Below are 26,662 nucleotides of genomic sequence, written 5' to 3' on the forward strand. Positions count from 1 at the left end.
TGAAATTGCCCAAGCACTCTGAAACATGCATCTTGATTGGTAACGAGTATATGCTCTCATTATGAGGGCCTTTTTAATTTGTGATATAGGCTAACTATGGTTAACTTACGATAACTTGAGTTAATTCACCCTAATTTAGGGTAGATTATCGATAAATCATGTTTTTGGTTGAATCCTTGGCATATTCTTGCTCAAATGGCGCCCCAGAGTCATAAATAATTAACATTGGTTACTTAGTTCGCATCTTTCCTCATTACATCGATGGAATTAAAAGTGTATTACAACAGATAACCTAGACATAATAAGCAACAGTCACATAAATGAAATATTCCCGCGTCTTTATTAATAGCTTAGCTTATGAACTGGCCCCTGAAGTGGTAACCAGTGCAGAGCTTGAATCTCGTTTGACCCCGTTATATCAAAAGTTTCGTATTCCAAAGGGGCAACTCACTGCGTTAACTGGAATCGAGGAACGTCGTTGGTGGCCGACAGATCATATGCTTTCAGATGGCGCTATTGTTGCGGCCCAAAAAGCTATGAACGAAACAGGCATAGCAGCAGCGGATATAGGCGCAGTTGTTTATACTGGTGTATGTCGTGATCAACATGAGCCGGCTACTGCTTGTCGAATAGCCGCTAAGCTTGGTGTGTTAAAAGACACGGCAATTTACGATATCAGTAATGCCTGTTTAGGCGTTTTATCGGGTATTTTAGATATTGCTAATCGCATTGAACTTGGACAAATTAAAGCGGGTCTTGTTGTTTCGTGTGAATCAGCACGCCATATTGTTGATGTAACTATTGATGACATGCTTGCCGATCCAACAATGCAAAATTATGCTCGCTCTTTAGCAACGCTAACGGGTGGTTCAGGTGCTGTTGCGGTGTTACTTACCGATGGTAGTTTAAACCTTGATACTGACCGTAATCATCAATTATTAGGCGCAAGTCACTTATCAGCACCCGAACATAATAATTTATGTCAATGGGGCTTAAAAGAAGTGGGTCCACAACTTTTCCGTGAATTTATGCGCACTGACGCAGTAAGTTTACTTAAAGAAGGTGTTTCTTTAGCAAAAGATACTTGGGAACATTTTTTAGAACAACGTCAATGGGTTGAAGGACAAGTTGATAAAGTTATTTGTCATCAAGTGGGCGCAGCTAATCAAAAACAAGTGTTGACCGCTTTATGCATTAACCCTGAAAAAGAATTTCCAACGTTTAAGCTACTCGGCAATATGGGTACGGTTTCTTTGCCGGTAACGGCAGCGATGGCTCATGATCAAGGCTTCTTGCAAAAAGGTGATAATGTCAGCTTTTTAGGAATAGGCAGTGGCTTGAATTGTATGATGTTGGGGCTTAAGTGGTAACTATGTCAGATACTATGTCAAAAAGTATGTTAGAAAATAAGTTAACAAAACTATTCCCCTTTACCCGCAATTTTATTAATCGTAATGGCCATCAATACCATTATGTTAATGAAGGGCAGGGCTCTCCGGTTGTTATGGTTCATGGCAATCCAAGTTGGTCTTTTTATTACCGTAATTTAGTCAGCCAATTAAGCAAGAGTCATCAATGTATTGTGCCAGATCATATTGGTTGTGGTTTGTCTGATAAACCCGACGATGACGGTTATGATTACACCCTAGCGAATCGCATAGATGACCTAGAAGCATTACTTGAACATTTAGATGTAAAAGAAAATATTACCCTAGTGGTACATGATTGGGGCGGAATGATTGGTATGGGTTATGCTGCGCGTCACCCTGAACGAATCAAACGTCTGGTAATCTTAAACACTGGCGCTTTTCATTTACCTAAAGCAAAAAAACTGCCGCCTGCTTTGTGGTTAGGCCGAAATACTTTTGTGGGCGCTGCATTAGTGAGAGGGTTTAATGCCTTTTCAAGTGTTGCTTCCTATATTGGTGTAAAACGAAAGCCAATGTCTAAAGAAGTAAGAGAAGCTTACGTAGCACCTTTTAATTCATGGACAAATCGTATTTCAACGTTACGCTTTATTCAAGATATTCCGTTAAAAATAGGCGATAGGAATTATCAGTTAGTTTCTGACATTAGCGACAATTTAGCGCAGTTTAAGAAAATACCTATGCTAATTTGTTGGGGCCTAAAAGACTTCGTTTTTGATAGACACTTTTTAGATGAATGGCAACACCGTTTTCCAGATGCACAAGTACATGCTTTTGATGATTGTGGTCATTACATCCTAGAAGATGCCAGCGATGAAGTGGTTCCGTTAATAGAGAACTTCTTAAAAACAAGCGAAACCAAATTAGCTTAGAATTAACAGGACTTATTTAATAGGTAAAGTGTAAATGACAGAGACCATGGATAAGTCCAATCAAGCTAATTTATGTCGCCATCTCGCACATGCAGCAATAGCAACGCCCAACGCGTTAGCTGTTGCCGTACAAAAAAACCAACGAGGCAAGCTTACTTATCAAGAAATTGATTTTGTCTCTTTACACCAACGCAGTGATGAAATTGCGTATGCGTTAAATGCTTATGGTCTAAAGTCAGGCATGAAAGCGGTGTTGATGGTGACCCCAAGTATTGATTTTTTTGCCTTAACGTTTGCGTTATTTAAAGCAGGTATTGTTCCTATTTTAGTTGACCCAGGCATGGGCATTAAGAACCTAAAACAATGTTTTGTTGAATCTGCACCTGATGCTTTTATTGGCATCCCGAAAGCCCACATCGCCAGAGTATTATTTGGCTGGGGGAAAGCTAGCGTTAAAAAACTATTAACAGTTACTGATGTTAATTCTGGCGTTGGCGCAAATGTATTCGCTTCCCTTATCGGTGGCATGAGTTTAACCAAATTACTCACTCGTTATCCAATACAAAACAAAGATTTACCAAAAGAAAATAGTTCATTTGACATGGTAAAACTTAGCGATGATGCTATGTCGGCTATTCTTTTTACCAGTGGTAGTACGGGTACACCTAAAGGCGTGGTCTACAGCCATAAAATGTTTGAAGCACAAATTACCGCGCTAAAAGAAGATTATGCCATCAAACCAGGCGAGCGTGATTTAGCAACCTTTCCATTGTTCTCATTATTTGGCCCAGCATTAGGTATGGCCTCCATTGTGCCTGATATGGATGCGAGTAAACCGATAAAGGCAAACCCTGCTTTTATCTTTGCAGCCATTGAAAAATATCAATGCACTAACTTATTTGCTAATCCTGCACTGATAGAAGTATTAGGGCAGGCGGGAACAACCAATGTTTCAGCTGCTAAAGCAGACACTGAGTCAGTTAATAAACCTATTATTAAATTAAATAGCTTAAAAAGAGTGATTTCTGCGGGCGCACCAGCGACCCTGACCTCTATAGAGCGGTTTACCCAACTACTAAGCGACAATGTGCCTGTGTTAACGTCATATGGTGCTACCGAATCGCTACCACTGACTAAAATAGCCAGCGTAGATTTACTTGCAACGAGCCATATAACCGACAATGGTGGCGGTATTTGTGTCGGTACCGCCGTAAATGGCGTTGAAATTAGTATTATCGAGATCACTGAGAAGCCCATTGAAATATGGCATGACGACTTAGTCTTGCCTGCCAATACCATTGGTGAGATCGTCGTTAAAGGCGATATGGTTAGCCATCAATATTATAATCGGGCATCGGCAACTGAGCAGGCGAAAATTCTTGATGCTGATCCTAACGCTACATGTTCAAAGCGTGATGTAGTACGACATCGTATGGGGGATTTGGGTTATCTTGATGATGCAGGGGCGTTATGGATGTGTGGACGTAAAGCGCATCGTGTTGAGACCGATAAAAAGGTTTTATTTTCTATCCCTTGTGAGCGAATATTTAATACCCATCATTCAGTAAAACGCACCGCTTTAGTGGGGGTGAAAATTAACCATAAAAGTGTGCCGTTACTGTGTGTTGAGTTAACGGATGAAGCTAAAAACAAGAAAGATTTTAATGAGGCAATCCTCTTCTCTGCGTTAAAAGTAGCTGCACTTGCTCATAAACAAACATCTGCGATATCACACTTTTTAATCCATGAAAAATTCCCGGTGGATATTCGTCATAATGCTAAAATATTTCGTGAAAAGCTTGCCGTGTGGGCACAAGATGAATTTAACTAATTTAGCGTATAAATAGAGCTCCCCATGATTGAACATTCCCAAAACAACGCTACTAGTCATTCCAAAGGCAAAAGTAATAGCGATAATAGCATCGATGTTACCTCCCGTTTTAACGAGGCTGTGCAACAACCACTTAGCGAGCTAGCAGGGCAAACTAACCATGTATTTGTTACCGGAGCTGGCGGTTTTTTGGGTACAGCTATCTGTCGATTACTGCGCTTAGCTAATATTAAAGTGACGGGTTTTGCTCGGGGACATTATCCTGAACTTAGCCAAATGGGCGTTAATATGGTGCAAGGCGATATAACTGACTTTGCTCTTCTCAAAGAGACAATGCATTCATGCGATTTGGTATTTCATGTAGCAGCCAAAGCAGGCGTTTGGGGCAGTAAAGACGATTACTTTAAACCGAATGTACAAGGTGCTAAGAATATTATCCAAGCCTGTCAAGAACTTGCCATTACTCGCTTGGTTTATACCAGCACCCCGAGTGTCACTTTTGCTGGTGTTGATGAGGCTGGTATTGATGAATCTCAGCCCTATGCTGATAACTTTTTAAATTTTTATGGTGAGTCTAAAGCGTTAGCAGAGCAACTAGTATTAAATGCCTCACAAGACTTGAAGAAAAGTGGCAATCAAAGCACTACACAAGCTACTCTCCAAGGCGACAATCAAAACTCATATCAAAAGAATGTCTTAAAAACAGTAGCGTTACGTCCCCACTTAATTTGGGGACCAAACGATCCCCATCTTGTACCTCGAGTATTAGAACGTGCCCGAGCAGGCAAGTTAAAACTTGTTGGAAAAGAAGATAAACTCGTCGATACCATCTTTGTTGATAATGCTGCTTATGCGCATATATTAGCGGCAGTCGCGTTAAACAAAGCTAATGCGACTTGTATTGGTAAGGCCTATTTTATTAGCAATGATCAGCCAATTACTATGGCTGCCATGCTTAATAACATTCTTGATTGTGTTGATTTACCACCCGTAACAAAAAGAGTACCCAGTACCGTCGCGTATATTGTTGGTGCGACGTTGGAGTGGTTTTATAAAATATTGAATATAAAAAAAGAGCCAGTAATGACACGCTTTGTTGCCAGACAACTTTCGACTAGTCATTACTTTGATATAAGTGCTGCCAAAAAAGATTTAGGCTACACACCGCTGATATCAATAGAAGAAGGCATGAAACAACTTAAACTATCATTAGTAGTCAGTAGCTAAAGAGGCGTTAGCTATTTTCGAGCTACTTTGAAGAAAACATATGGAATTAAAATGAGTAAAATTTACCATCACCCCGTACAAATATATTATGAAGATACCGACCATTCTGGCGTGGTATATCACCCTAATTTCCTCAAGTATTTTGAACGTGCGCGTGAACATGTGATTGATAGTGATAAATTGGCAACATTATGGCAAGAAAAAGGCTTAGGTTTTGCCGTATATAAAGCCAACTTAACTTTTCAAGATGGTGTTGAATTTGCTGAAATTTGTGACGTACGTACCAGTTACCAATTTGAAGGGAAGTATAAAACGTTATGGCGACAAGAGTTATGGCGTCCCAATGCGAGCAAACCTGCGGTGATTGGCGATATTGAAATGGTTTGCTTGGATAAACAAAAGCGCTTGCAACCTATTCCCGATGAAATTCTTGCTCCCTTAACTGCTGGTTAAGTTGCAAGGTCGAGTTCATGATAAATTCAAGATGAGCCACTAAAGAATAGTAGTAGCTCAATTAAATTTACAAACCACCAGCCAAGTCTAAATAATTACCGGTAGAAAAAGAAGATTTCTCGCTCGCCAACCAGTAAATAGCCTCAGCCACTTCTTCAGGCTGTCCACCTCTTTGTAATGGAATAATTTCTTTTAACCGCTCAATGCGCTCAGGCTCTCCGCCGTCGGCATGCATATCGGTATAAATTAGTCCTGGGCGTACACAGTTTACACGTATGCCTTCTGCAGCAACCTCAAGTGATAAACCTTTAGTTAAGGTATCTATGGCTCCTTTTGAAGCAGCATAATCGATGTACTCGTTGGGTGAGCCAGAGCGAGCTGCGCCAGAAGATACATTGACAATAACACCACCTAAACCGTCGTGGCGAGTTGACATACGTTTAACCGCTTCGCGACAACACAAAAAATAGCTCGTGACATTATTGGTTAGTATCGAATTAATACGTTCAGCTGTCATATCCTCTAATCGAGATTGTTTTTTCAAAATGCCTGCATTATTTACTAAAACAGTGACTGTGCCTAACGCTTTGTCTACGGTGGAAAATAAGCGCTCTACATCACTCTCACAGGACACATCCGCTTGTACGGTAATGCAGAGACCTCCTTCAGCCCTAATTGACTTAGCCAGTTTATTCGCTGAGTTTTCATCAGATTTGTAGTTAATACAAACGGCATAACCGTGACTTGAAAAAAGCTTTGCTGTTGCGGCGCCAATGCCTCGCCCAGCACCGGTAATAATTGCTACTTTTGGTTTGATCATTCCGTGTCCTTTAAAAGTGTACTTGTTAACAATTCCAGCTAAATAATTGCTATACCATCTACTTTACTCATCATATGCCAACTGCGCTGTATTGTCGACAATCTAACGTAATATTATATTAATAACTTGATTAAAAAGTATGTTGATGTATTATTGTCGACAATTTGTATTCTGGAGATTAGTATGTGGTATAACATTTTTGGTACAATAAATACGCTGTTTATTTTTGTGAGCTTATACGGTGTCTATTTACAGCTAAGTAAACTGTGGTTAAGAAAAGAAAACGGTAAGGAAAAGGTGACTGATGTATTATCACAAAACCAATTCACCATGAGTTTTTTGGCTTATTTTTCATTCTTTGTATATGGTTATAGTATTGATATATTTAATCATTATATTGTTTGGCCAAGGCTGATTGCTTCAATTTTGGTGATATTGATATTGGTTGAAATGTGGAAAGACAGAAAGTCTAAGGCCTCGGTTACCAGCCTAGTATTGGTGAGTGTGAGTTTTACTTTAGGAATAATAGGTTTAGCTCTTAATGAGAGCTTTGCTGATCACAGTAAACAAGTGTCGACAATTCTTATTATGATCATTACCTTGTTACTTGCCCAAGGATACACTCACCAAATTAAATTAATCATTAGTTCAGGTAAAACTGGAGCTATTGATATTCGTATGAGCCAATTCATTTTAATGATGGATATTTCTACCATTGCTTTTGCAATGACAATGGGCCTTGCTCAAGGTTGGCCGTTAATCGTTTTAGCTACTGTTAGCGCTATAACAAAACTTATTATTATGTACTTATTTCACTGGGCAAGAGTGAGCCCAGTAGCGAAAAACCGGAGTGAATACGGTTAATACGAGTGGTATAACTCAAATGTAATGCGGAATTCTGCCACGGTTAGAATTTCCGCGTTAGCAATTCACTCCATAATTAGTTAAAACATTACTCTTTTACCATTCTCTCCATTCTTCTGTGATATCCCCTGAAAACACTACATTTGCGGCAGACATTACTTTTTTAATGAACTCACAGATATCCTCACGCTGATCTGTTTCTATTAAACAGTCACCACATTGATGATTTAATGAGTTTAGAGACAGAACTACTGTTTTAACATGTTCTTTTGAGCTTTCTAAGGTCTGTGCTTCAGACGCCATAGAAGACATGAATTCTAATAGGCCTGTTATACAAAGCTTCACATCCTCTGAGGTATAATCAGCGTCACCTTCATCTTCGCCCTCAATAAAATCTAACATGTCATACTGAATACTTTTAAGTAAACTTTTCATCTAACTCTCTGTGCTCCTGAACTTTACTCTTGAAGTAAAACGGCTATATAAATCTGTAATAAGGGAATGAGTAATTGTTTGCTAAAATTAACACTAGGCGGGGGTTACCAATAATAAGTGCCCCGAGTTTCACCGTTACCATCTATTTTGCTATAACTTAATTAGCGAAATATCTACTTAATAGGCGCAACACCTGCAACTTCTAACACTGTTTTTGCGTCTGCTCGCTCAATAATTTTTAATAAGGTTGTTTGAATCGTTTCGTCTTTTCTTGCATCGTCTTTACTGGAAAATGTTTGCTCTTGGGCCGATGCGCCTTCTTCTTGGATAAAACCTACAACAACTTGGGTTGCGCAGTTCACTGATTCACCAAAATAAGCGAGTGAAATTTGAGGATACCCCTGAAATCCCTTTTTAACTCTCTTTGCTATACGTTTTGTCGATTTATCTAAATTCATAATAGGCTCTCAGAAAAATATAACACCTCAATTAGAGGCAAAATAATGGCGGCTAAAAAACATGTTAAATGAAGGTAGCCAACTGTTTTGTATTTGTTTAATGATATTTTATATGAATTAATTACAACACGCCCTTTTTTCTTGAATTGGAGGGCATTTAATGGTTCCAAATGAACAATAAACACAACAATCTCCGGGGAGAGGTTTAATAATAATGTGACATGAAGTGCATTTATAAAAATACTGACACGCATTGGTAAGCATGATTTCTTTTTTATTAAAACCACATTCAGGACAAGTAATAACTGACTCTAGAATTATATTGTTCATTAAATTCTCAATTTTATCGGGTTATATAATCCATTATCTGCAGGTTTTATTATGTCTATTTCATGACACTAACCGAGTTTACGTTGTGATTCAATATTTTGATCAAACAGCTTGATTAGTTTTACGTTATAATCCCCGTAAGATTTTTATGAACAATATAAAGTAAGGTAAATCATGAATACAAAAATATACAAGCACGTGCACTCGTTAGCTAAAGACTTAATGCAAGCGGTTCATAGAAAAAATCAAATTCGCTTCGATGAATGTTACGTTGAATTAAAAAAAGTATGTGAAGATAATGAAAGTACCGATAAAGACCATCCGGTGCAGTGGGAAACACTTGCTGATTTTACTGATGATCTTGAATTAGCTATTTCGATTTATGACAAAGCACTACTAAAAGCTGAAGCGATTAATTCCAAAGATTTTCTCTCATCAATCGCTTTTGCCATTGCGTCATTGCAAGTAGAGTTAGGTGATAAAACAAGCGCTATTGAACATCTAAAGAATGCTAAAATCAACAGTAATAAAATTGCTGATAAAGATTTAAAAGCAGAAATCGAAGCCTTATTAGAAGAGTTAGGTGGAGTCGCTGAAGTTGTAGAAGTACCAGAAGTACCAAAAGTTGTTGAAGTAGCAAAAAAATTGAAAGAATGGAAAGATTTATAACAGTTAAACCATGAACTTTATTAATTTATTTTAAGGTTTACTTTAAGCCTTGTTAAGCCCTACATAGTATGACGTAGGGCTTATAACCATTACATTTTTGCTAAAATATCCTGTCAGTAAAAGTACTGCTCATCTGAAATAGAAGATTTACTATTTTCTTCGTTTCAGTGAGTGAAACGAAGAAAAATAGCAACAAAGGTTCAGCAACTATGGAGCACCTTTATTATGCTTGAAGTGCGATAGATGCCATTTTCATTGTGCTTTCAAATGACTCTGCACCCGCAATAAATAAACCATTATGGCAAAACATAGCGTCATCAATGCCAGTAACTTCTTTAAGCGCATCATCAGACAAACCAGCCCATTGTTTAGGTAGTGGTTTTCTGTCTTCGAATGAACCAGGTTCAACAGGTACGGTTTGAATTCGCCATTGGCCAGAAGGTGATGGGTAAACCATATATAACGCCTCTTCAGATAATGCATGAACTGTTCTTTTCCACGGAGTATACTTTTCTAACACTATGACTCTTGAGTCTTCTGCATTATCAATAGCTTTAGCGACAATGTCTTTAGCATTAATGCCGCCACTAGCAGAAGCTATGAATCGTGTTAATACGCGTGATGCAAAATCAACGGCTTCATCAAAACAAGTATCAAAGTGGCTATCTTCTTGCCACGTTGGGTTAAACATTGAAATAGTTTGGCTAAGGCTGATACCTTGAGCAACACCTTCAACATGACCACAGTCAATAGCATCAATCGTTGATACTAGACCAGCATCCACACTATTAGCTACTTCTTGGTTACCTTGGCATATTGCTAGGCCATATTTCTGCCAAATTAAACCAAATGAGGAATAAGGAATACCATTTTCGCGCTCGCCAGCACCGCCTCGTTGATGATGATCAAAACGGCCAGCATCGGCATCATATTCACCACCTACATCTATCACAATATCTGCCTTACCAATAACCTCTAAATCACGCGTACGTATGAGCTTAAAAGAAGGAAAAATATTCTTAAGTGCAGCGATACTGAAAACATCATCTGCATGAAAATTACCATTGTGAGTTGCTATTACTTTATCAGTCATTTTTTTTGTCATTTTAGAAAAGGATAAGAAGGGGCGTTCATGAACTGTTACTGTTGGAACTTCCCCGTTTGGTATTTCTCTGATTTGGAGAATTTTTACTTAGTAAAAATTATAGGGCGGATTCTATACGAAGACAGCTAACAAAAACAGATGATTTTAATAACTAAACTATCGAATAAAACGCCAATACATGATTTGATTATTTTTTCTATGGGCGATTAAGCGTTACATAGTGTGAAGTAGGGCTGTAACCATCGCCACCCATTTTACCAACTGAGTCAATTAACGCTTGGTTAATGCCTTCATCAGTGTAGAGATCATCCCTTACGTACACAGACTTCACATCTAAAAGTACAATGGTGCCTCCTGCAGGTAAATCACCAACAGAAATAATTTCTCGTAAAGTACATTCGTATCGAATGGGTGATTCAGCAACCGAAAAAGCACCGACATTACAGCTGCTGGTTTTTTTAACCTGTGCTAAGTCAAACTCACTTTCATCAATGGCAATGCCGGCACTGGTTGCATTCATTTTTTCCAATAAATGAGAATTAACAATGTTAACCACACATTCACTGGTTTCTTTTAAATTTTGCAAAGTGTCTTTATCAATGCCGCTTCGTTGAGTCACCTGTGTATAAAGAAGTACCGGAGGATTGCAGCTTGCCACAGTAAAAAAAGAGTAGGGTGCAAGGTTATCAATCCCGTCCTTTGAACGCGTACTTATCCAAGCAATAGGTCTTGGGGTCACACCGCCATTTAAAAGGCGGTACTTTTCTTGAACGCCTAGTTCTGAAATATCAAAATTCATCGATTACCCATTTTTTCATTTAAAAGTTATATATACCCAAACTACCTGAAGATGCAGGTTTCAGCTGGAATTAGAAATGCCTTTAAGCAAGTCATTGATTGAAGAGAATAGTTATTCTATTGTCGAAATCAATAACGCAGCATAAAGCGTTTCTAAACCAGCCCTGCGGGGACGTATGAGCAAACCATGTTCTTCGCTGCCTCCTTTTTTAAGGACGCTACATGGATGTAGCTTATTAGAGAATGCAGGAGCATATTCTCCCGAATAACCCTTAATAAAAAGAGGCGCCTTGATCATGAATCGCTCAAGCGTCCTGAAACACGCATCTTCAAGTGGTTTGGGTATAAAAGCCATACAAAACTATAACTACCACTGTTACCTAAAATGCAAAGTTCAGCTTGTATTAGCACCGATTTTAGGCAAGGTAATAATTGTTTTTTTTGGGCAGTTGACACTGACTGTTGAGATCTATTGAACCAGTAAATATAGTCCAACCACTAAACCGAAATACATCATTAATGAAAAGACACTACCAACAATATTTAACGCAGTTGAGATACCAAAAAATTTGAAACTCAACACGCAAGATAGCGCTTTTGGACGTGATTGAAATGAATGAAAGTATTTAAATTCGGTTAACTTATTCGCTAATGCTTGATTACCTTTAATCTCATTATCAATTGTTTTGTCATAAGCAAAAGCAATCAAATAAAACAAGACTAAAAAGGCTAAAATGGATTCCATAATTAAAGTTCCTGATGTGTATAATGCCCAAATAAGGGGCTAAGTAATAGTGAGCTAAAATGTGAAGCGCTAAGATAACTTATAGTCACACTAAAAACGGTTTAATAGATTTACTTTCTATTCTATGTGAAATAAGTTGCTATTGGTTATTGAAAAATGTGTTCATTAAAGAGCAGTTGTTTTATCGCACAAATAGAGGCTACTAATCTCATCGCTTGATCAATTGCTGCATCTTTTTGTGAATCAGCCTTAAGGCTGCTTATATGGCTGTTGAAGCAGACAAAACCATTATTGATTAGTGATATGGCGATACAGGCATAATGGTAACCTTGTGAGTTTTCAATATTAAGATCTTGAAAGGGTCTCATCTTGAGTGAATCTAGAGTTCCCCCTGCTTTCAATGGGTGAGCATTTCTACTCATGAAGTAAGGGTTTGTCACCGCCATTCGACTACTTGCACTAAGAACAACCTTTTTATCTGAATCGGATAGCTCACCAACTTCAGATTTAATAAAATTTGTTAGGTCTTTAGATTGACTAGCAATAGCTGTTGCCCATGCGACTATTTTTATATTCTCCTCAGAGAGGTGATTTTCTTGTGTAAACGTTGTTTTGAACAGATCGACTTGTTCTTTGAGTTCAGGTATGAGGGCTAATGATTTTTCAATATTCATTAATATTCCTAAAGTTTTTATATTTCAATTAAATAAGTCTCACGCATATTGCATATATTCCTTTTGGAATACCGACATAATGATGGAAAATTCTCGAGAAGCTAAGTGGAAGCTGAGTTTACCTGATGCACTGATATCTATACCGACTAACCAAGCTGTTATGTGTTAACTAGACAGATTTATCATAAGCCATCGAAAGCCATTTAATGACTTCAGCATCAATATCAGCAATAGTTTGTAGTTGTATTCTATGAGTGCACATAGTGCCAAAGGGGCCAGAATTTTCAAGACGCCCTTGGACATCGACATCTTTTAGTTTTAAGCCTAAGTCTATTCTTGTCTTGGTTGCTGGTTTTATTAAGGCAAATTGTTTTTTTCTAATTAAACTCACACTGCCTTTTTTGGGTGTAATTATAACATCGCTACCAAGTTTTACGATGGTAGAAATCAGCAGTTCATAAATTGGTGTCAGTGACTCTTTGCCAATATACTGATTTACTAATAAATCTTCAGAAGATTCATTTTTATCCTTTGATAAAGTGACTATTGTGTTGGCAAACCCATGTGTTAATCCGAATTCAGTTTTCAAAAAACTCACCGCCATTGAATGTTTTTCGATGTTTTTTTTATGCAAGATTTTAAGCCATTCGTCTAACTTCCTGCCTGTTTTCTCAGGCATATTATTAATCATTGTTTGAAGTGCTTTATCCATCTTCTTCACCTTTTGATTCGAAGCATAATACCCGTTTAATGGGCTTGTTGAGCTAGGACACAATTTACTAAAGTCAAAATACCTTATTGTTCACTTACACTAATACTTGTCGTGTGTTCTTGATGTAGTGATGAATATGACGCTCAATTTTAGTGTCAATCATCTCTTCTGGTCGACAACCATTGGGGCAGGGCATATTCGGTGTTGTGCCAAACACTCGACAGATCAACGGACGTTCATCATAAACCTTACAACCATTAGGGCCCAAGTGAACGCAATTATACTGATCTAATGCGGCTTCATGTTCAGCGTCAGTTTTCACTGGCAGGCGAGACATTTCTTCTGAAGACGTTGTTACCGGTCCGCAACAATCGTGACAGCCGGGCGTACATTTAAATGTCGGAATACGCTCACGCAGACGGTCGACTATCTCTTTATTATTGTTCATTAATACCTGATTCTTTTGTGCAGTTCCTGACAATTATAGTTCTATATCTAGTCTAATAGAAGCTGACATTGCCTTTAAATTGAGTGTGGTTGTTATGAGTCTGTACTCTTTGACTTATTTGATTCTCGCCACCACAAAGAGCGAATCATCTTCTTTAAATTCTTGATAACTCAGCGTAGAAAGTATGTCATATGATTTTGAAATAATACTGATTAGTTCGTCTCGATGATAGTAAGTAAATAACAAACCATTCATTTCTTCATCTTCGTCGCCGAGCCAAAATGAATGGGCTATAAGACCATTAGTAGATAAACATTTTGTTTGTTGTAAAAGAGACTCTTTTAGTTCTTCTTTGGTCAAATGATGAAGTACTTTATTTGAATAAATACAATCATATAGTTCATTCAATTCAAGGTTTTTCGCATTGAGCTTTGAAAAAGGTACTTCAGGATGTTTTTCTTTACAAATGTTCAAGAAGGCATCTGATAAATCAGATCCTGTAATTGAATAGACTCTCTTCAAATACTCAATATCCAACCCACCACCTGAGCCTAACTCAAGTAATGTCGAGCCAACTGGCAATGACTTGCTCAGAAGTTTATAGATATTAGTTCCATCATAACCGTTACACATTTTAATGTACTGTTTGACATTTACTGGGTTATCATAAAAATTCATGAAGCCTCCTGTACTTATAAAGCGTAGCGATCTAGCTTATGGACAAAGTTTAATTGGCTAGAGTAAGTGACGAAGGAAAAAGCCAACGGTATTTTGTGCTAGTTTATTAGTTTGTCGTTACGTAAGTGATTTGTTATTTTTACTATTAATAGGTCAATGACTTAATCGCATCAGAGACTGTCAGAAAATGAATTTTAGTGAGGCAAAGACTAGCCTTTTTAAACTCATGAGCGCGTATTAAATTCGTCACTTCGTTTGCAACTAATATCCGCTTTGTTTTGATTAACTCTAACTTGCCTGACGTTAATTCGATGACATAGCTATTGCCAAAAGAGTCAATAACATAATCGTCATCACAAAGCAGTAATTCACGGCATTCAGAAATGAAATCTTGCTCAGAACCCAAGTAAATCAACTCGTCATCGCCATCTAACTTTAGTGTGCATGGCCACGAAATCATAAGAATTCCCTCGATAAATATAATGCCCAAGAGAGGGCTTATAATAGTTGGCTACAATGTAAACTAAGTGGAACGTAACCAACAGCTACGTATTTTTACTTATCTTTTGTAAGGTTTATTTATGACTACCATCACACAATGGTTGTGATGCCGTGAGCTTACAACCACAAAAAAATAATTTTTTAGACTCTGTTGCGGTAAATCTTACCGGCGAGAATTCAGAGCCTTTATGAGAACCATCACAAAATGGTTGTTTCTCACTCTTACCACAAGAACACCAAGAATATTTTTTACCTTCTTCAACTTCTACTGCAAAGGGCGTGTTAGATGCTCGTACTGGTTTAGTCATGATAATTCTCCATAATTTAATGTAAACATAGACACAATGACTCCCCACGAGGTGCTAGCCTCTGAACGTGGGTTAGTTTTACAAACCAGAGCCATAATATATGTGTCAACAATATAAAGCAGAGGCTAGCATGATAAAACATAACATACTTTTCATTGGCTTAGATACCCACAAAACATTTACTGAAGTTGCCTACATTGAAGGCCAACGTGGCGCTAAATCAATTCACTTAGGTAAAATCCTCAGTAATAAAGCCGCATTTAAAAAGCTCGCTCGACAGTTACAATCAAAATACCCCGACGCTACGCTTCATTTTGTTTACGAAGCAGGCCCTTGCGGCTATTGGATTTACCGTTTACTGACCAGCCTTCATCATTGCTGTTATGTTATTGCCCCTTCTCTTATTCCAAAAAAAACAGGAGAGCGTATTAAAACCGATAAACGTGATGCGCTCAAACTCGCTAAATTACTTAAATCAGAAGATCTAACTACTATCTATGTGCCTGAGCCAGAAGATGAAGCCGTGCGAGATTTATCCCGCTCGCGTGAGACGGGCATGAAAGATTTGAAAGATGCTAAATACCAACTTAAAGCCTTATTGCTGCGTAACAACATTAACAGCAAAGTGAAAGATAACTGGTCATTACAACATTTACGTTGGCTTGCTGAATTAGTATTACCTCATCCTTGTCAGCAAATTGTTTTACAAGAAGCCGTTTCAACTATCACCGAACGATTAAAGCGTCTAAAAAGGCTTGATAATGAATTAACCCATCAAGTAAAAAGTTGGCGATATTATCCTGTAGTCAAAGCGATACAAGCTATGCGTGGTGTGAGGTTACTCGTGGCAACAGGTGTTATCGCAGAGCTGGGTGATTTATCACGATTCGATCATCCCAGAAAACTAATGAGTTACCTTGGTCTTGTGCCAAGTGAACATTCAAGTGGCGGTAAACGCCGACTAGGTGCTATTACCAAATGTGGTAACAGCCGTGCAAGACGACTACTGGTCGAAGGTGCACACTCGTATAAACACAACGCCAATATTTCAAAAGAAATGCAACTAAGGCAAGAAGGATTAAGCAAAGAGATCATCGATATGGCATGGCAAGCACAATTAAGGTTATGTCGACGGTACAGTCGCCTTATGCATAAAGGTAAACATCGTAATGTGGTTGTGACAGCAATTGCTAGAGAAATGATTGCTTATATTTGGGCAATATCCAGAGAAATAGTATTACCCGTTGTCGATGTAAAATTACGCATGGCGAGAATGCCTGCGTGAAAAAAAGTTTCGAGTTAGCGCATGGGATCAAGCATCGGGTGTGGCACAACCACCGACGGCGTTAGGATGGTAATAGCCTAACGGCTATTGAACCGCGAAGATAGACTGAAGACAGGTGCCACGACGAAATGAGTAAGGTAGGCGCTGCTAACTAATCGTTAGTAACCCACGAATATCAGCATGATAACCGACGAAATTACTTGCTTCATTCTATGCGTTAACTCACTTATTTTAAAAGTGAATAGAAAAGGCTCTTATATTAATGAGCAAGGATCAGTGTATTTAACTTGACGTGGGGAGTCATACCAACGCCGCAGTATGCGGTATTTAATTGTTTGATAAAATGGTGAAACAAAGTGGAGCCGAGAAATCTGCTACGAATCCAACTAAATAGCCTTGTTAACTAGTCGTCCTGCTCTACGTAGATTATATCTTCTACTTTAAAGCCACGTTCTTTTGACATAGTGATAAATTTATCAAGCACCTCAGCTTCAACAGTAGGCGTTCTTGATAAAAGCCAGAGATAATCAGAGTTTGGTCCTGAAATAAAAGCATATTGATAGTGTTCATGATCTAACTCAAAAATAACATAAGAGCCGTAAAAGGGCCCAAAAAATGATACTTTTAAATATCCCTCGGTGTTTTCATTGATAAAATAAGCCTTTCCTTCGGCTTCTTGCCACTCATTATCCGACGCGGAAAACCCACTGTTGAGAACTGAAACACCACCATCATTTTTTAAGCTATATTCAGCGGTAACTTGACTCAATCCTCTTTCAAAAGAATGGTCAAGCCGAGCGATTTCATACCATTTACCCAAATAATTATTTAATTCAAAGTCTGATACTGGCTTGACCAATTTAGGCATGCCTAAGCAGCTACTAAGAAGAAAAACGCCTATAATTATTAGTGCTCTATACAATCGAAGCTCCATGGATATGTAACGCCCATTTAAGGTAGTGATAACAGTTGGCTAAATATTAAACGGATCTAAAGCAGCCAACTGTATTCTATCTCGGTTGAACAACAGGTTATGCGCTGTCGGCACCCTCAGTAGGCTGAGATTCCTGCGGTTGTTCATTGTCCACACCTGCTTTTTTCAAGCGTTTCTCTTCTTTCTTTTTCTTTTTAGCTATTTCTTTCTGGCGTTTTTCGAAAGAGTAATTTTGCTTAGCCACTAGTATTCTCCTAACTTAACTTAACTTAACTTCAAGACTTAAGCCTTAGAATACGGTATTTCCCAGCAGAATGCGCTACTCATTGCATCAACAGTACCCGTAACTGCTTCAGAATAGGAACAATAAGGCGTGCACAGAGCACTTAAGGCAAATAACATTTTACTAAGAGGTAAATAATAGAGTGAGTAAAACTGTGTAGTGAAATAGAATGTAGCCAACAATTTCCTGTTGTGTTGAACTACTGGTTATGTGAATTAACTTCTTTTATTCAATGATTTGAACATTTTTTTAAGGACGGAATAAACAAGTAATAATGTACCTATAATTATTGTTAAAACACCCAGAGGCAAAAATAAACTTTCATGAAGAACAAGATTTTCGTCAAGGTATTGATAAAACGTGTTTTCTACAGTTAGAAAGACAATGCCTATAAATATAAAGAATAAACCTAGGGTTACGGTGGTATTTTTAAAGCTAAGATTCATTAGTTTATCCATAAAATTATTGCATTGTAAGCGTTGGCTGTGATTTGCAAAGAACGAAAACAAGCAATTGTATTTGGTTTCGTTTAAAGCGTTATAGGGAGTAAGTCATTATAATTTGGTAAATTTCGCATAATCAGTCGTGATTTTCGTTCCACTTTCCACTCTGGTAATTATTGCCTTATCAATAAAAACAACTGAATGCTCTAAGTAAATCTTGACACTCCCGCTAGCAATTGACGGTGTTTTTGTTTCCCATTTGGAATCAATTAAGACTTCAAAAATCACCTTGTTCGGCAAAAATATTTCAACATTACTACTGTAAACTTGAGAGTCCTTATTAGCGGATACTTGCATTTTTTGTGATTTAATTATTACTTCTGAGGCTATGGATGATGGTGTTAGGAAAAAAACACTACTCAATATAGCTACTACGAAAGAAATAATGACCACTATTTTTGTTGTTTCGTTAGGGGATTTGTTCGATTGGTTTTTAATTAGCGATACTTCAGTTTCAAAAAGCTTACTTACATCTAATTCAAAGCAAGATGCTAATGATTTTATTGTTTCTAAAGAACCCGAACCGTTATTTTCAACTCTTTGTATTGTCCTCAAACTAACTGCACTCGCATCAGCTAAATGTTGTTGACTCCAAGCTCTTATTTTTCGCTCATGTATAATTTTATCAGCCTTTATCTTCATTTCCATTTTACTTTCTCTCAAGAATATATTGAAACGATATCTTGTTAAGAAATTCCTTTTTTGTATACGACATGTTTACGTCAATTTAACGACAGATGCCTGCCATATTGCTAATACCTTGATAACCGAATAAAAAACAACAGGTCAAATGTGTAGTATGCAATACTAAGAAACCTGTTTCGCGTCAGGTTGAATTATTTGTTATGTTGCTATTTTCGAGTCTTAAGTAATATTAAATGAAATGCAAAATTTAATAGAAATACAACAAAATATAAACTGAGCATTAACTCATGGAATATAAAATTAATAATGAATTCTGGCGTAAAAAATAACGTTATAGAACCACCTTCATTAAGTTCAAATCCAATTTCAATAAAAAACATTAACACCGTTAATGGCACTATAAAATAAAGAGTATTCTTAATAGAAAGTATTAATATCCTATAATAATCATCCACTTTTAGAGGACTCACCGATAATAATTCCTTTGTGTAAAGTTGAACGACTGTTTTATTTTAAAACTAACGTCCTACTAAGAGCCGGCAGTCCCGTTTTATTATCTTGTCATATGAAAATTAAGTACCAGAACAAGTACAAGCTAAATCGCCATTTTTTTGGAACCATTCACTATACACGCCACGAACACATTCTCTTTGAACCTGAGAGCAGTCTTGGCTATTAACGCCGCTACCTCCAGGAGAATAAGTACAGGCTGATATAAATAAACCGAGAACTAAACCGAAAATTTTCATAGAAACTCCATTTCATAGAATGCCCGCTAAAGGGCAAATAATTGTCCACTAAAGTGGCATAAGATCACGGTGTAAACTGCGAACTTTTTTTGTCCCGTTTGAATTGTTTTTCATAACGTTGCTTTAACTGACATTGCTAGTTTTTCAATGCCATGAGATGGAATCCATCTTTTGAATTCAACGAAGCCATGTTTCTTGTATAAATTGATTGCTGGAGTATTTACAACGGCCGTTTCAACAATGGCTTCTGAAAAATAAAATTTATCTAGAATATAGGTTATTAATTTGTTTGCGATACCTTTCCTAAAATAATTAGGGTCAACAGTTAAACTATTAATATCTAACTGTTTGTTTTCTAGAACAATCTCTATAACTGCAGCGAGACATTCATTCTCACTAAAGCCATAGAATAATGTTTTTGAATTTTCTATATCTTTAGCACTTCTCAATAGAGGAGGAAAATTGAGAGTACCTATAAGTTGAGCTTCAATTTTATAAGAATTCTGAAATACAGTGAAAATTTGGTTTGCAACCTCTTCATTCAAATTATCAAGTTTATTAATCATGCTATGCCTATCATAAAAATTTATATTACTCTGTAAACCCTAATCTAGCTCAATAACATTATTGACTAAAACGATTGACGCATGAGCAACAGTTAACTGTGATTTTTCGTTTAATGCTCTAGTTATATCTTTACTACATCGTTAATTCTTAGCAATTTTTACGCTCTTTCATACTCTTTGAATATCTATTTTTAGTATTAGTTCATTTTACATATTATGTATAAATCACCAAAGCGATTAATTTATCTTCCTTTCAATTTTACAATTAGGATCAACCTTTTTAATGTCGCAAAACGGTTTTTCTTTTTCGATTGTGACTGCCCCAGAATCATTAGCAAAACGAACAGATGAGCAAGAGCACAATAATAAAAATAATATTATAACGATGAATTTAAGCACAAATCTATCCTTAAAAATGACACATTATTGAGAGGCTAAAATTTTGTACACTATTAGAGTAAAAACAACCAACTGTATTTTTCAGTGCGATGAGCATGTTAGCTCTGCGCTGAAAAGGACTCATGATATGTAACAACGCCTGTCGGGTAAGAACCTTTAAGTAATGTTGCTTGAAAATATTCGGGTGGAACATCAGGGAGCACTAAGCCACCTATGGGCTCAAAACCAAATCGACGATAGTAATTGGGATCACCAAGTAGTACACAACCATTAGCGTTGAGATTATTCAATTCTCTAAGAGCTGCATGCATTAGCTTAGAGCCTATTCCCTTATTTTGGTCAGTTGGAACAACAGAAATTGGTCCCAAACCATACCAATCTTTTGAACCATCCGAGATAGTAACTGGCGACAAAGCAACATGGCCAATTATTTTAGATGAGTCTTCAGCAATAAGTGAAACTGATAACGCTCCGGAATCTCTCAATGCATCTACAATAAATTGCTCCGTGTGGTCTGTATGTGGTGCATCAAGGAATGCAGCAATAGTAATTGCATGAATACTTTGAATATCGCGAGTTTTTTCTAGTCGAATATTAATACACACTGAAACATCTCCAAGTAGGGTTAACCCTGATTTAAGGGGCTTATAATAGTTTGCTAAAATGTGAAACGAAGTAGAACACGGCCAATTGTTACTTACCCTTGTTTATTTAGTTGTCATGTCGTTGCTTAGTGAAATTCATCATTACTTTTTACCCAGCGATATATTGGATATGCAGCGAGTAAAGAAATAATAGTTAAAATAATAGATTTACCGAAATCAACTTGTTTCAGCTCCCCTATGAGATAGAAAAATGTAATTTCAAATAATGCAAAAAATATCCATACTGCCCAAAATGCTTTTTGTTTACTCATACCTAAGGATCCTTCCTGCTAAATAACGCTTTCATATTCGGAAAAACAATCAACTGTTATTTGTCCTAATTAATTTTATTGTTATGATTTTTTATAGCGGTTGAAAAAAAGACATCGCTTATTTCGACTATAGCATTAGAACCACGTAATGCTTTTTCAAGATCCAATGTAATGAACTCGCTAAATTTACTGTTAAATTCTATTGAATCTTTTTTAAAGTCAGCCTTTAAATAAGACATAAACTCTCTGCACTCAACACTATTTTTTTGTTGTATACGCGCACACGTTTTTCCATGTTTAGCCACTAATTCAAATCTATCAACGAGTGAATCAAATGTCATATCTCCAGTGTTCGCGTGTAAATCACTACAAAATAGTATTGATATTAATGATAAAATTACGTATTGCATTAAATAACTGTCCACCAAAGTGGAACAAAATCTGAGTAAAAACAGTCAACTGTATTTTTCCGTTTGAAGTTATTGCTATCGCCCTACATGCTCTACTTTTTAGTAAGTAATTTATAGAATGAAAAATCTAAAACTGATGCAATCGCAGATACTAATAGCCAATGAAAAAAATAGCCTACAATATTTAAAGCATCAGGCTCACATTGTGTTTTTAGGATTTCACAGTAAGTGAAGTCAACTATAAAAGTAGAAAATGCGGATAAGCCAATAATAATTGATAGTGCAAAGGGCCACTTGACCTTAAATAACCGAATAAATCCAACAATGATAATTATAGGCAGACCTAACGATAAAAATAAATCCATTTATCTCTCCTTGAACCACGATATGCATGACAGCTAACAGTTTATTATGAGATGAAAATACTTCTGTTCATAATATGGGGCGAACGGCGTGCGAAGTCCGTTATCAAATTTACTCTAAAATAGGTTATTTGATAATAAAAAATCCGCACTTCAAAGTACAAATTGAAGTGCGGATTATTAATTATTATGCAGAGCGTTTGACGCTCTTATTCTCTAGGCTTTCTTAGTTTTTATATAGTCATTAACTAGGTCAGTTAAGACGTTAAGCGGTACTGGACCATTTTTTAAAACTACGTCATGAAATTCACGAATATCAAATTTATCACCTAATTGAACTCGAGCATTTTCACGTAATTCAATGATTTTATTCATACCAATTTTGTAAGCTGTCGCTTGTGATGGCATAACTACATGGCGTTCGACCATTTTAACGGCATCAGATAGGGCATTAGGCGTGTTTGTAGCGTAGTACTCTATACCTTGTTCACGTGTCCATTGTTTAGTGTGAATACCCGTATCAACCACTAAGCGACATGCTCGCCATAATTCCATGGCTAAACGACCAAAGTCAGAATAAGGGTCTTGGTATAAACCTATTTCTTTTGGGATCATTTCTGAATAAAGTCCCCAGCCTTCTGTATGAGCTGTATAGCCACCAAATTTACGGAACATTGGAATGCCTGTTAATTCTTGTTTGATTGCTAATTGCATATGATGGCCCGGAATACCTTCATGATATGCTAACGCAGCCATTTGATAAGTCGGCATAGCTTCCATGTCGTAAAGATTGGCGTAATAAATCCCTGGACGGGATCCATCCGGAGCAGGGCGTTCATAAAACGCTTTACCAGCAGATTTTTCTCTAAACCCTTCAACGGCTTTAACTTTTAACGCTGCTTTGGGTTTGGTTAAAAATAAGCTATCTAAGCGGCTTTGCATATCGTCAATAAGAGCGACTGCTTCTGCTATATAACGCTGTTTTCCTTCGTCGCTAGCTGGATAGTAAAACTGCTGGTCGGTACGCATGAAATCGAAAAACTCGTTCAGACTGCCATCAAAGCCAACTTGCTTCATAATCACACGCATTTCATTATGAATACGTGATACTTCACTTAAACCAATAGTATGAATTTGCTCTGAAGTTAAGTCAGTTGTGGTAGTGCGCTTTAAAGCATTCTTGTAAAAGGCTTCACCGTCAGGAAATTTCCAAGCACCGTCACGGGTGTCGGCTTTTTTCTCAAGCGTTGCTAAGTAAGTAATTAGTTGTTCGTAACCTGGTTTTAAGTTATCAATTAATGCTATTTTTACGTCAGTAATTAAGGTTGCTTTCTCGTCATCACTAATGTTTAGTTTATTAATCTTTCGAGTGAAATCGGCAAATATTGTGCTGTTAGCTTCGTCATCAAACGGGGCGCCAACAAGAATGTTTTTTGAGTCTCTAATAACATGTGGGAAGACAAATTTTGGGGCAATAATACCTTTTGCTTCACGCAATTTAAGCTGTTCAACAAGCTGCTCTAGCAATTTTTGAGCACCACGAACACGAGCGATATAATCTTGTGCTTCTTTAACGTTAATGATTGAGTGCTGGTTAATTAAAAAAGCAGGTATTTGTGAATGGGTGCCATGCATTTGATTAACAGGGTAACTATGAAAGCGCCATTTATAATCTGCGATCTGGTTTTCTAGATTTTGAATGAATAAGTTTAGGCTTATTTTAGTTTGTATATCAAGCGTGGTAACGTCAATAGCTTGAACTCGTACAAGGTTTGCTTTAGCGATTGCTAACTCATTTGCTGCGTTTGATTCTGAAAGGTCGTTCCATTTATCGTAATCTGTTTTAATGCCTAAAGAGGTTTGTCTCACGGGGTCGCGGTTAACCCCTTCTTTAAAAATAGTGTCAAATAACGCATTGGCCTGTTCTGAGGCTGATGATGCTTTAACTGTGTTTACCTTAACAGGGGCAGCTGTTTGTTCGTTATTTTGAGGAGAAACTTTGTCTTCTGAACAAGCACTGAGTAAAGCTGTGGCAACAGCGATAACTAACAGGGATTTTTTAAATGTCATTCTATTCTTATCTCACTTATATGATATGCATTATCATTAGTGTGCCTTAATGCATGTGGCTAATTCAATGAAAGCTCGACAGAATGCTATAAAATTAAGACCAACAGGTGTTGCCAACCGAACAAAAGAAGTAAACTTAGCAGTAACATTATGTACATGGAAACCCCGTAAATGAAATTTACCGTTGGCTTTAGAAAAGTTAAGCATGAAGACATAGATTTTTTGTTGGAGTTACGTAGAAAAACGATGACCCAACATTTGTTAGCGGCAGGTATTCGTATGACGGATGAGCAACATTTGGTTCGAATAAAAGAGCACTTTTATGAAAGCCATATTATTTTAGCAGACCGTAAACCTATAGGGCTGGTGAAAATGGGCGTGTTATCGCTTAATAATACCGGTAAAAGTTTGCATATTAGACAGATACAAATTATGCCAAAGTATCAGGGCAAGGGCATTGGCAGTAAGGTACTTACGGTGGTGAAAAAGCGTGCGTTACAATTGTGCTTACCGATCACCTTAAATGTTTTATTGAAAAATCCAGCTCGGGGTTTGTACTTGCGTCATGGTTTTCAAGTTGAGAAGAAAACCCGTTTAGAATTTCTATTACGTTGCCCATTAGAAGTGATTGCCGCATAGCTTGTTGAGTCAAGCGAATAGCGACAATCATTATCATCGAATTTAGTAAGTAAACTTACCTAGAACTGTACCTAGTAAATAAGTCCGCTACGTTTTACTTTATTCGGGTCAATACGTGATGGCGTAATAGATCCATCAACCAAAGGCGTTGTTGCTATTGCCAACATTTTAACCACTTGTAACATTGAGGGTAAATTCAAGCTATTAATATCATCTGTGACTTGATGATAATGTTGGTCTTTATCAAGCTGCGTACTACTAAAGCTATGGGCAGGGACTCCTAACCTAGCTAATGTTGCATTATCTGAACGATAGAATAAGTTTTGCTTAGGGTAAGGGTCAGCATAAACTTTCAGGTTTTGTGGTGCTAATGCTTGGTTTAGTTGTTCACCTAGGTTTGAGCGATCCATACCTGTCATCCAAACGGTGCCATCTCCAAATACAGCCGGTTTACCGACCATTTCAATGTTAATCATGGCTGTTATTGTCGTTGGTTCTAGGTTTGTAGAAAAGTGTTTTGAGCCAAAACCTCCAATCTCTTCGGCGCTAAACGCGGCAAACATTAAGGTTCTTTCGTTATTGCCCAATTTAGCAAAGTGATTCGCTAAATTGATAATGGCAGACACACCAGAAGCATCATCATCGGCACCATTAAAAATATCACTACTTTGTTGTGCATTACTGTTAGGTGCGCCATCAATACTAGGTTTAACGCCTAAGTGATCATAATGAGCTGAGTAAAGTACAATTTCGTTAGCTTTGCTTTTACCAGGTAAAATACCGACGACATTACTTAAAGCGCTAGTGCTAACCTTGGCATTGCCTTTGACGTTAAATTGTATCACTTTACTAATATCGGTTAACGCAATAACGATAACACCACCTTGCTCAGTGGCGCTTTCATCAACGAGTTTAGTTAACCCTTGAGCAAAGTAACTTTGATAGCGTTTAAAGCTCTCTTCATGTTTTGGGTGAAGTAATACCAGATGCTGACCACCTTGTTTATTTAACTCACTTAGTGATTTTCGCATGTTGTCGTCTTCACCAACCATTACAATATTTACGGGAAGATTATTTTTTACAACGTTACTGTTCCAATCAAAATCTGTTGCTGTTGTGGCCATCGATAATGATTCGCTATCAAAGGCTTGGCCATTAATTTCAACCGTAAGCATATTTGGCGTGATTCGCTGCACTAAGTATTGCTGTTTAAAATTTAGATCGCTTGGTGCTGGCGTAAGACCTACTTCGTTAAAACGCTTAGCAATAAAGTCGGCGGCTTGACGGATATTAGGCGTAAAGTTATTTCTACCTTGAAGATTATTACTAGCTAAGTAACTAACATCTTTAGTAATTTGCTCTAAAGTAATGGTGTCATCTACAGTGACAGAGGCACTTTCCTCCGTTTTTTCATCAAACCCTAAATGCATATTACTACAACCGGTTAATGATAAACTGGCTAGTGACAGCAGTGTTATAGAAGTAGCTAAGACTACTGGCTTTAAACGTTTGTTAGTCATATTTTTAGTTGTTGTTAATGTCATAA

At 37.3% G+C, this 26,662-nt stretch carries 32 protein-coding genes and 1 pseudogene; 9 read left to right on the forward strand and 24 right to left on the reverse strand.

Features of this window, described 5'->3' with window-relative positions; translation table 11 throughout:
• The first annotated feature begins 320 nt into the window (after positions 1 to 320).
• From CPS_RS09575 to CPS_RS09595, 5 genes are read left to right on the forward strand one after another with little or no spacing between them, the layout of a single operon-like run.
• On the forward strand, positions 321 to 1,370 hold the full coding sequence (locus tag CPS_RS09575) for a 3-oxoacyl-ACP synthase III (RefSeq protein WP_011042972.1): 1,050 nt from the start codon (positions 321 to 323) through the stop codon (positions 1,368 to 1,370).
• Between the two features lie 2 nt (positions 1,371 to 1,372).
• Positions 1,373 to 2,299, forward strand: a complete 927-nt coding sequence (locus tag CPS_RS09580) for an alpha/beta fold hydrolase (protein WP_011042973.1) — start codon at positions 1,373 to 1,375, stop codon at positions 2,297 to 2,299.
• A gap of 34 nt (positions 2,300 to 2,333) precedes the next feature.
• On the forward strand, positions 2,334 to 4,130 hold the full coding sequence (gene oleC / locus CPS_RS09585) for an olefin beta-lactone synthetase (protein WP_011042974.1): 1,797 nt from the start codon (positions 2,334 to 2,336) through the stop codon (positions 4,128 to 4,130).
• Positions 4,131 to 4,154: 24 nt separating this feature from the next.
• Positions 4,155 to 5,357, forward strand: a complete 1,203-nt coding sequence (oleD, locus tag CPS_RS09590) for a 2-alkyl-3-oxoalkanoate reductase (protein WP_011042975.1) — start codon at positions 4,155 to 4,157, stop codon at positions 5,355 to 5,357.
• A gap of 51 nt (positions 5,358 to 5,408) precedes the next feature.
• Positions 5,409 to 5,810: an acyl-CoA thioesterase gene (locus tag CPS_RS09595; RefSeq protein WP_011042976.1), complete on the forward strand. Its 402-nt coding sequence runs from the start codon at positions 5,409 to 5,411 to the stop codon at positions 5,808 to 5,810.
• 67 nt (positions 5,811 to 5,877) lie between these two features.
• Here CPS_RS09595 and CPS_RS09600 read toward each other — a convergent pair whose 3' ends face one another.
• Entirely contained in the window at positions 5,878 to 6,630 is a 753-nt protein-coding gene (locus CPS_RS09600; RefSeq protein ID WP_011042977.1) for an SDR family oxidoreductase, read from the reverse strand.
• A 183-nt stretch (positions 6,631 to 6,813) separates the two neighbouring features.
• Between CPS_RS09600 and CPS_RS09605 the strand changes: the two genes are divergently transcribed.
• Complete coding sequence (locus CPS_RS09605) at positions 6,814 to 7,494, forward strand: hypothetical protein (protein ID WP_011042978.1); 681 nt, start codon at positions 6,814 to 6,816, stop codon at positions 7,492 to 7,494.
• Positions 7,495 to 7,590: 96 nt separating this feature from the next.
• On the opposite strand, the gene CPS_RS09610 is transcribed toward CPS_RS09605, so the two are convergent.
• The 3 genes from CPS_RS09610 to CPS_RS24080 form a co-directional block, all read right to left on the reverse strand.
• Entirely contained in the window at positions 7,591 to 7,929 is a 339-nt protein-coding gene (locus CPS_RS09610) for a hypothetical protein (protein WP_011042979.1), read from the reverse strand.
• Between the two features lie 173 nt (positions 7,930 to 8,102).
• Complete coding sequence (locus CPS_RS09615; protein WP_011042980.1) at positions 8,103 to 8,387, reverse strand: hypothetical protein; 285 nt, start codon at positions 8,385 to 8,387, stop codon at positions 8,103 to 8,105.
• Between the two features lie 117 nt (positions 8,388 to 8,504).
• Positions 8,505 to 8,717 carry a GDCCVxC domain-containing (seleno)protein gene (locus CPS_RS24080; protein WP_081428713.1) on the reverse strand — a complete coding sequence of 71 codons (213 nt, stop codon included), beginning with the start codon at positions 8,715 to 8,717 and terminating at the stop codon, positions 8,505 to 8,507.
• A gap of 174 nt (positions 8,718 to 8,891) precedes the next feature.
• Here CPS_RS24080 and CPS_RS09625 point away from each other — a divergent pair.
• Positions 8,892 to 9,299 (forward strand): annotated as a pseudogene (locus CPS_RS09625) (tetratricopeptide repeat protein); the annotation flags it as partial.
• 310 nt (positions 9,300 to 9,609) lie between these two features.
• On the opposite strand, the gene CPS_RS09630 reads toward CPS_RS09625, so the two are convergent.
• The 9 genes from CPS_RS09630 to CPS_RS09675 form a co-directional block, all read right to left on the reverse strand.
• Entirely contained in the window at positions 9,610 to 10,479 is an 870-nt protein-coding gene (locus CPS_RS09630) for an MYG1 family protein (RefSeq protein WP_011042982.1), read from the reverse strand.
• Positions 10,480 to 10,687: 208 nt separating this feature from the next.
• Positions 10,688 to 11,290 carry a flavin reductase family protein gene (locus tag CPS_RS09635; protein ID WP_011042983.1) on the reverse strand — a complete coding sequence of 201 codons (603 nt, stop codon included), beginning with the start codon at positions 11,288 to 11,290 and terminating at the stop codon, positions 10,688 to 10,690.
• Positions 11,291 to 11,758: 468 nt separating this feature from the next.
• Positions 11,759 to 12,034, reverse strand: coding sequence for a hypothetical protein (locus tag CPS_RS09645; RefSeq protein WP_011042984.1), 276 nt, complete (start codon positions 12,032 to 12,034; stop codon positions 11,759 to 11,761).
• Between the two features lie 146 nt (positions 12,035 to 12,180).
• On the reverse strand, positions 12,181 to 12,708 hold the full coding sequence (locus tag CPS_RS09650) for a hypothetical protein (RefSeq protein ID WP_011042985.1): 528 nt from the start codon (positions 12,706 to 12,708) through the stop codon (positions 12,181 to 12,183).
• A gap of 169 nt (positions 12,709 to 12,877) precedes the next feature.
• Positions 12,878 to 13,420 carry a DUF4287 domain-containing protein gene (locus CPS_RS09655; protein ID WP_011042986.1) on the reverse strand — a complete coding sequence of 181 codons (543 nt, stop codon included), beginning with the start codon at positions 13,418 to 13,420 and terminating at the stop codon, positions 12,878 to 12,880.
• 94 nt (positions 13,421 to 13,514) lie between these two features.
• Positions 13,515 to 13,868 (reverse strand): YkgJ family cysteine cluster protein, encoded by a 354-nt coding sequence (locus CPS_RS09660; RefSeq protein ID WP_011042987.1) that lies wholly within the window; start codon positions 13,866 to 13,868, stop codon positions 13,515 to 13,517.
• Between the two features lie 114 nt (positions 13,869 to 13,982).
• Positions 13,983 to 14,546, reverse strand: a complete 564-nt coding sequence (locus CPS_RS09665) for a class I SAM-dependent methyltransferase (RefSeq protein ID WP_011042988.1) — start codon at positions 14,544 to 14,546, stop codon at positions 13,983 to 13,985.
• A gap of 145 nt (positions 14,547 to 14,691) precedes the next feature.
• Complete coding sequence (locus CPS_RS09670) at positions 14,692 to 15,006, reverse strand: DUF4144 domain-containing protein (RefSeq protein ID WP_011042989.1); 315 nt, start codon at positions 15,004 to 15,006, stop codon at positions 14,692 to 14,694.
• Positions 15,007 to 15,121: 115 nt separating this feature from the next.
• A complete protein-coding gene (locus CPS_RS09675) occupies positions 15,122 to 15,355 on the reverse strand; it encodes a CDGSH iron-sulfur domain-containing protein (protein WP_041736882.1) in 234 nt (77 codons plus the stop codon).
• Between the two features lie 130 nt (positions 15,356 to 15,485).
• Here CPS_RS09675 and CPS_RS09680 point away from each other — a divergent pair, with 130 nt between their 5' ends.
• A complete protein-coding gene (locus CPS_RS09680) occupies positions 15,486 to 16,640 on the forward strand; it encodes an IS110-like element ISCps8 family transposase (protein WP_011042991.1) in 1,155 nt (384 codons plus the stop codon).
• Positions 16,641 to 17,043: 403 nt separating this feature from the next.
• Here the strand turns inward: CPS_RS09680 and CPS_RS09685 are convergent, their stop codons facing one another.
• From CPS_RS09685 to CPS_RS09730, 10 genes are all read right to left on the reverse strand, one after another.
• Complete coding sequence (locus tag CPS_RS09685) at positions 17,044 to 17,574, reverse strand: lipocalin family protein (RefSeq protein WP_011042992.1); 531 nt, start codon at positions 17,572 to 17,574, stop codon at positions 17,044 to 17,046.
• A gap of 97 nt (positions 17,575 to 17,671) precedes the next feature.
• Positions 17,672 to 17,818 carry a hypothetical protein gene (locus tag CPS_RS23880; protein WP_011042993.1) on the reverse strand — a complete coding sequence of 49 codons (147 nt, stop codon included), beginning with the start codon at positions 17,816 to 17,818 and terminating at the stop codon, positions 17,672 to 17,674.
• A 593-nt stretch (positions 17,819 to 18,411) separates the two neighbouring features.
• Positions 18,412 to 19,008 (reverse strand): helix-turn-helix transcriptional regulator, encoded by a 597-nt coding sequence (locus CPS_RS09695; protein WP_011042995.1) that lies wholly within the window; start codon positions 19,006 to 19,008, stop codon positions 18,412 to 18,414.
• A gap of 569 nt (positions 19,009 to 19,577) precedes the next feature.
• Positions 19,578 to 19,754: a hypothetical protein gene (locus tag CPS_RS23885; protein ID WP_011042997.1), complete on the reverse strand. Its 177-nt coding sequence runs from the start codon at positions 19,752 to 19,754 to the stop codon at positions 19,578 to 19,580.
• Between the two features lie 110 nt (positions 19,755 to 19,864).
• The gene (locus CPS_RS09705) at positions 19,865 to 20,320 is read right to left on the reverse strand and encodes a GNAT family N-acetyltransferase (RefSeq protein ID WP_011042998.1); all 456 of its coding nucleotides are present in this window, start codon (positions 20,318 to 20,320) and stop codon (positions 19,865 to 19,867) included.
• 497 nt (positions 20,321 to 20,817) lie between these two features.
• Positions 20,818 to 21,324, reverse strand: a complete 507-nt coding sequence (locus CPS_RS09710) for a GNAT family N-acetyltransferase (RefSeq protein WP_011043000.1) — start codon at positions 21,322 to 21,324, stop codon at positions 20,818 to 20,820.
• A 125-nt stretch (positions 21,325 to 21,449) separates the two neighbouring features.
• The gene (locus CPS_RS09715; protein ID WP_041736885.1) at positions 21,450 to 21,635 is read right to left on the reverse strand and encodes a hypothetical protein; all 186 of its coding nucleotides are present in this window, start codon (positions 21,633 to 21,635) and stop codon (positions 21,450 to 21,452) included.
• 65 nt (positions 21,636 to 21,700) lie between these two features.
• Complete coding sequence (locus CPS_RS09720) at positions 21,701 to 21,976, reverse strand: hypothetical protein (RefSeq protein WP_138140266.1); 276 nt, start codon at positions 21,974 to 21,976, stop codon at positions 21,701 to 21,703.
• 161 nt (positions 21,977 to 22,137) lie between these two features.
• A complete protein-coding gene (locus CPS_RS09725) occupies positions 22,138 to 22,410 on the reverse strand; it encodes a hypothetical protein (protein WP_011043003.1) in 273 nt (90 codons plus the stop codon).
• A 213-nt stretch (positions 22,411 to 22,623) separates the two neighbouring features.
• Positions 22,624 to 24,477, reverse strand: coding sequence for a DUF885 domain-containing protein (locus tag CPS_RS09730; protein ID WP_011043004.1), 1,854 nt, complete (start codon positions 24,475 to 24,477; stop codon positions 22,624 to 22,626).
• Positions 24,478 to 24,648: 171 nt separating this feature from the next.
• On the opposite strand from CPS_RS09730, the gene CPS_RS09735 reads away from it, so the two are divergent.
• A complete protein-coding gene (locus CPS_RS09735) occupies positions 24,649 to 25,116 on the forward strand; it encodes a GNAT family N-acetyltransferase (RefSeq protein ID WP_011043006.1) in 468 nt (155 codons plus the stop codon).
• Positions 25,117 to 25,187: 71 nt separating this feature from the next.
• On the opposite strand, the gene CPS_RS09740 is transcribed toward CPS_RS09735, so the two are convergent.
• Complete coding sequence (locus CPS_RS09740) at positions 25,188 to 26,660, reverse strand: M28 family peptidase (protein WP_011043007.1); 1,473 nt, start codon at positions 26,658 to 26,660, stop codon at positions 25,188 to 25,190.
• Positions 26,661 to 26,662: the final 2 nt, after the last annotated feature.

It is taken from the genome of Colwellia psychrerythraea 34H, from assembly GCF_000012325.1.
GTDB lineage: Bacteria > Pseudomonadota > Gammaproteobacteria > Enterobacterales > Alteromonadaceae > Colwellia > Colwellia psychrerythraea_A.

What these genes read in the sequence shown, in the direction of transcription:
- CPS_RS09575 (WP_011042972.1), top strand. Translation starts at nt 321, where the DNA reads ATGAAATATTCCCGCGTCTTTATTAATAGCTTAGCTTATGAACTGGCC.
- CPS_RS09580 (WP_011042973.1), top strand. Translation starts at nt 1,373, where the DNA reads ATGTCAGATACTATGTCAAAAAGTATGTTAGAAAATAAGTTAACAAAA.
- oleC (WP_011042974.1), top strand. Translation starts at nt 2,334, where the DNA reads ATGACAGAGACCATGGATAAGTCCAATCAAGCTAATTTATGTCGCCAT.
- oleD (WP_011042975.1), top strand. Translation starts at nt 4,155, where the DNA reads ATGATTGAACATTCCCAAAACAACGCTACTAGTCATTCCAAAGGCAAA.
- CPS_RS09595 (WP_011042976.1), top strand. Translation starts at nt 5,409, where the DNA reads ATGAGTAAAATTTACCATCACCCCGTACAAATATATTATGAAGATACC.
- CPS_RS09600 (WP_011042977.1), bottom strand. Translation starts at nt 6,630, where the DNA reads ATGATCAAACCAAAAGTAGCAATTATTACCGGTGCTGGGCGAGGCATT.
- CPS_RS09605 (WP_011042978.1), top strand. Translation starts at nt 6,814, where the DNA reads ATGTGGTATAACATTTTTGGTACAATAAATACGCTGTTTATTTTTGTG.
- CPS_RS09610 (WP_011042979.1), bottom strand. Translation starts at nt 7,929, where the DNA reads ATGAAAAGTTTACTTAAAAGTATTCAGTATGACATGTTAGATTTTATT.
- CPS_RS09615 (WP_011042980.1), bottom strand. Translation starts at nt 8,387, where the DNA reads ATGAATTTAGATAAATCGACAAAACGTATAGCAAAGAGAGTTAAAAAG.
- CPS_RS24080 (WP_081428713.1), bottom strand. Translation starts at nt 8,717, where the DNA reads ATGAACAATATAATTCTAGAGTCAGTTATTACTTGTCCTGAATGTGGT.
- CPS_RS09630 (WP_011042982.1), bottom strand. Translation starts at nt 10,479, where the DNA reads ATGACTGATAAAGTAATAGCAACTCACAATGGTAATTTTCATGCAGAT.
- CPS_RS09635 (WP_011042983.1), bottom strand. Translation starts at nt 11,290, where the DNA reads ATGAATTTTGATATTTCAGAACTAGGCGTTCAAGAAAAGTACCGCCTT.
- CPS_RS09645 (WP_011042984.1), bottom strand. Translation starts at nt 12,034, where the DNA reads ATGGAATCCATTTTAGCCTTTTTAGTCTTGTTTTATTTGATTGCTTTT.
- CPS_RS09650 (WP_011042985.1), bottom strand. Translation starts at nt 12,708, where the DNA reads ATGAATATTGAAAAATCATTAGCCCTCATACCTGAACTCAAAGAACAA.
- CPS_RS09655 (WP_011042986.1), bottom strand. Translation starts at nt 13,420, where the DNA reads ATGGATAAAGCACTTCAAACAATGATTAATAATATGCCTGAGAAAACA.
- CPS_RS09660 (WP_011042987.1), bottom strand. Translation starts at nt 13,868, where the DNA reads ATGAACAATAATAAAGAGATAGTCGACCGTCTGCGTGAGCGTATTCCG.
- CPS_RS09665 (WP_011042988.1), bottom strand. Translation starts at nt 14,546, where the DNA reads ATGAATTTTTATGATAACCCAGTAAATGTCAAACAGTACATTAAAATG.
- CPS_RS09670 (WP_011042989.1), bottom strand. Translation starts at nt 15,006, where the DNA reads ATGATTTCGTGGCCATGCACACTAAAGTTAGATGGCGATGACGAGTTG.
- CPS_RS09675 (WP_041736882.1), bottom strand. Translation starts at nt 15,355, where the DNA reads ATGACTAAACCAGTACGAGCATCTAACACGCCCTTTGCAGTAGAAGTT.
- CPS_RS09680 (WP_011042991.1), top strand. Translation starts at nt 15,486, where the DNA reads ATGATAAAACATAACATACTTTTCATTGGCTTAGATACCCACAAAACA.
- CPS_RS09685 (WP_011042992.1), bottom strand. Translation starts at nt 17,574, where the DNA reads ATGGAGCTTCGATTGTATAGAGCACTAATAATTATAGGCGTTTTTCTT.
- CPS_RS09695 (WP_011042995.1), bottom strand. Translation starts at nt 19,008, where the DNA reads ATGGAAATGAAGATAAAGGCTGATAAAATTATACATGAGCGAAAAATA.
- CPS_RS23885 (WP_011042997.1), bottom strand. Translation starts at nt 19,754, where the DNA reads ATGAAAATTTTCGGTTTAGTTCTCGGTTTATTTATATCAGCCTGTACT.
- CPS_RS09705 (WP_011042998.1), bottom strand. Translation starts at nt 20,320, where the DNA reads ATGATTAATAAACTTGATAATTTGAATGAAGAGGTTGCAAACCAAATT.
- CPS_RS09715 (WP_041736885.1), bottom strand. Translation starts at nt 21,635, where the DNA reads ATGAGTAAACAAAAAGCATTTTGGGCAGTATGGATATTTTTTGCATTA.
- CPS_RS09720 (WP_138140266.1), bottom strand. Translation starts at nt 21,976, where the DNA reads ATGACATTTGATTCACTCGTTGATAGATTTGAATTAGTGGCTAAACAT.
- CPS_RS09725 (WP_011043003.1), bottom strand. Translation starts at nt 22,410, where the DNA reads ATGGATTTATTTTTATCGTTAGGTCTGCCTATAATTATCATTGTTGGA.
- CPS_RS09730 (WP_011043004.1), bottom strand. Translation starts at nt 24,477, where the DNA reads ATGACATTTAAAAAATCCCTGTTAGTTATCGCTGTTGCCACAGCTTTA.
- CPS_RS09735 (WP_011043006.1), top strand. Translation starts at nt 24,649, where the DNA reads ATGAAATTTACCGTTGGCTTTAGAAAAGTTAAGCATGAAGACATAGAT.
- CPS_RS09740 (WP_011043007.1), bottom strand. Translation starts at nt 26,660, where the DNA reads ATGACATTAACAACAACTAAAAATATGACTAACAAACGTTTAAAGCCA.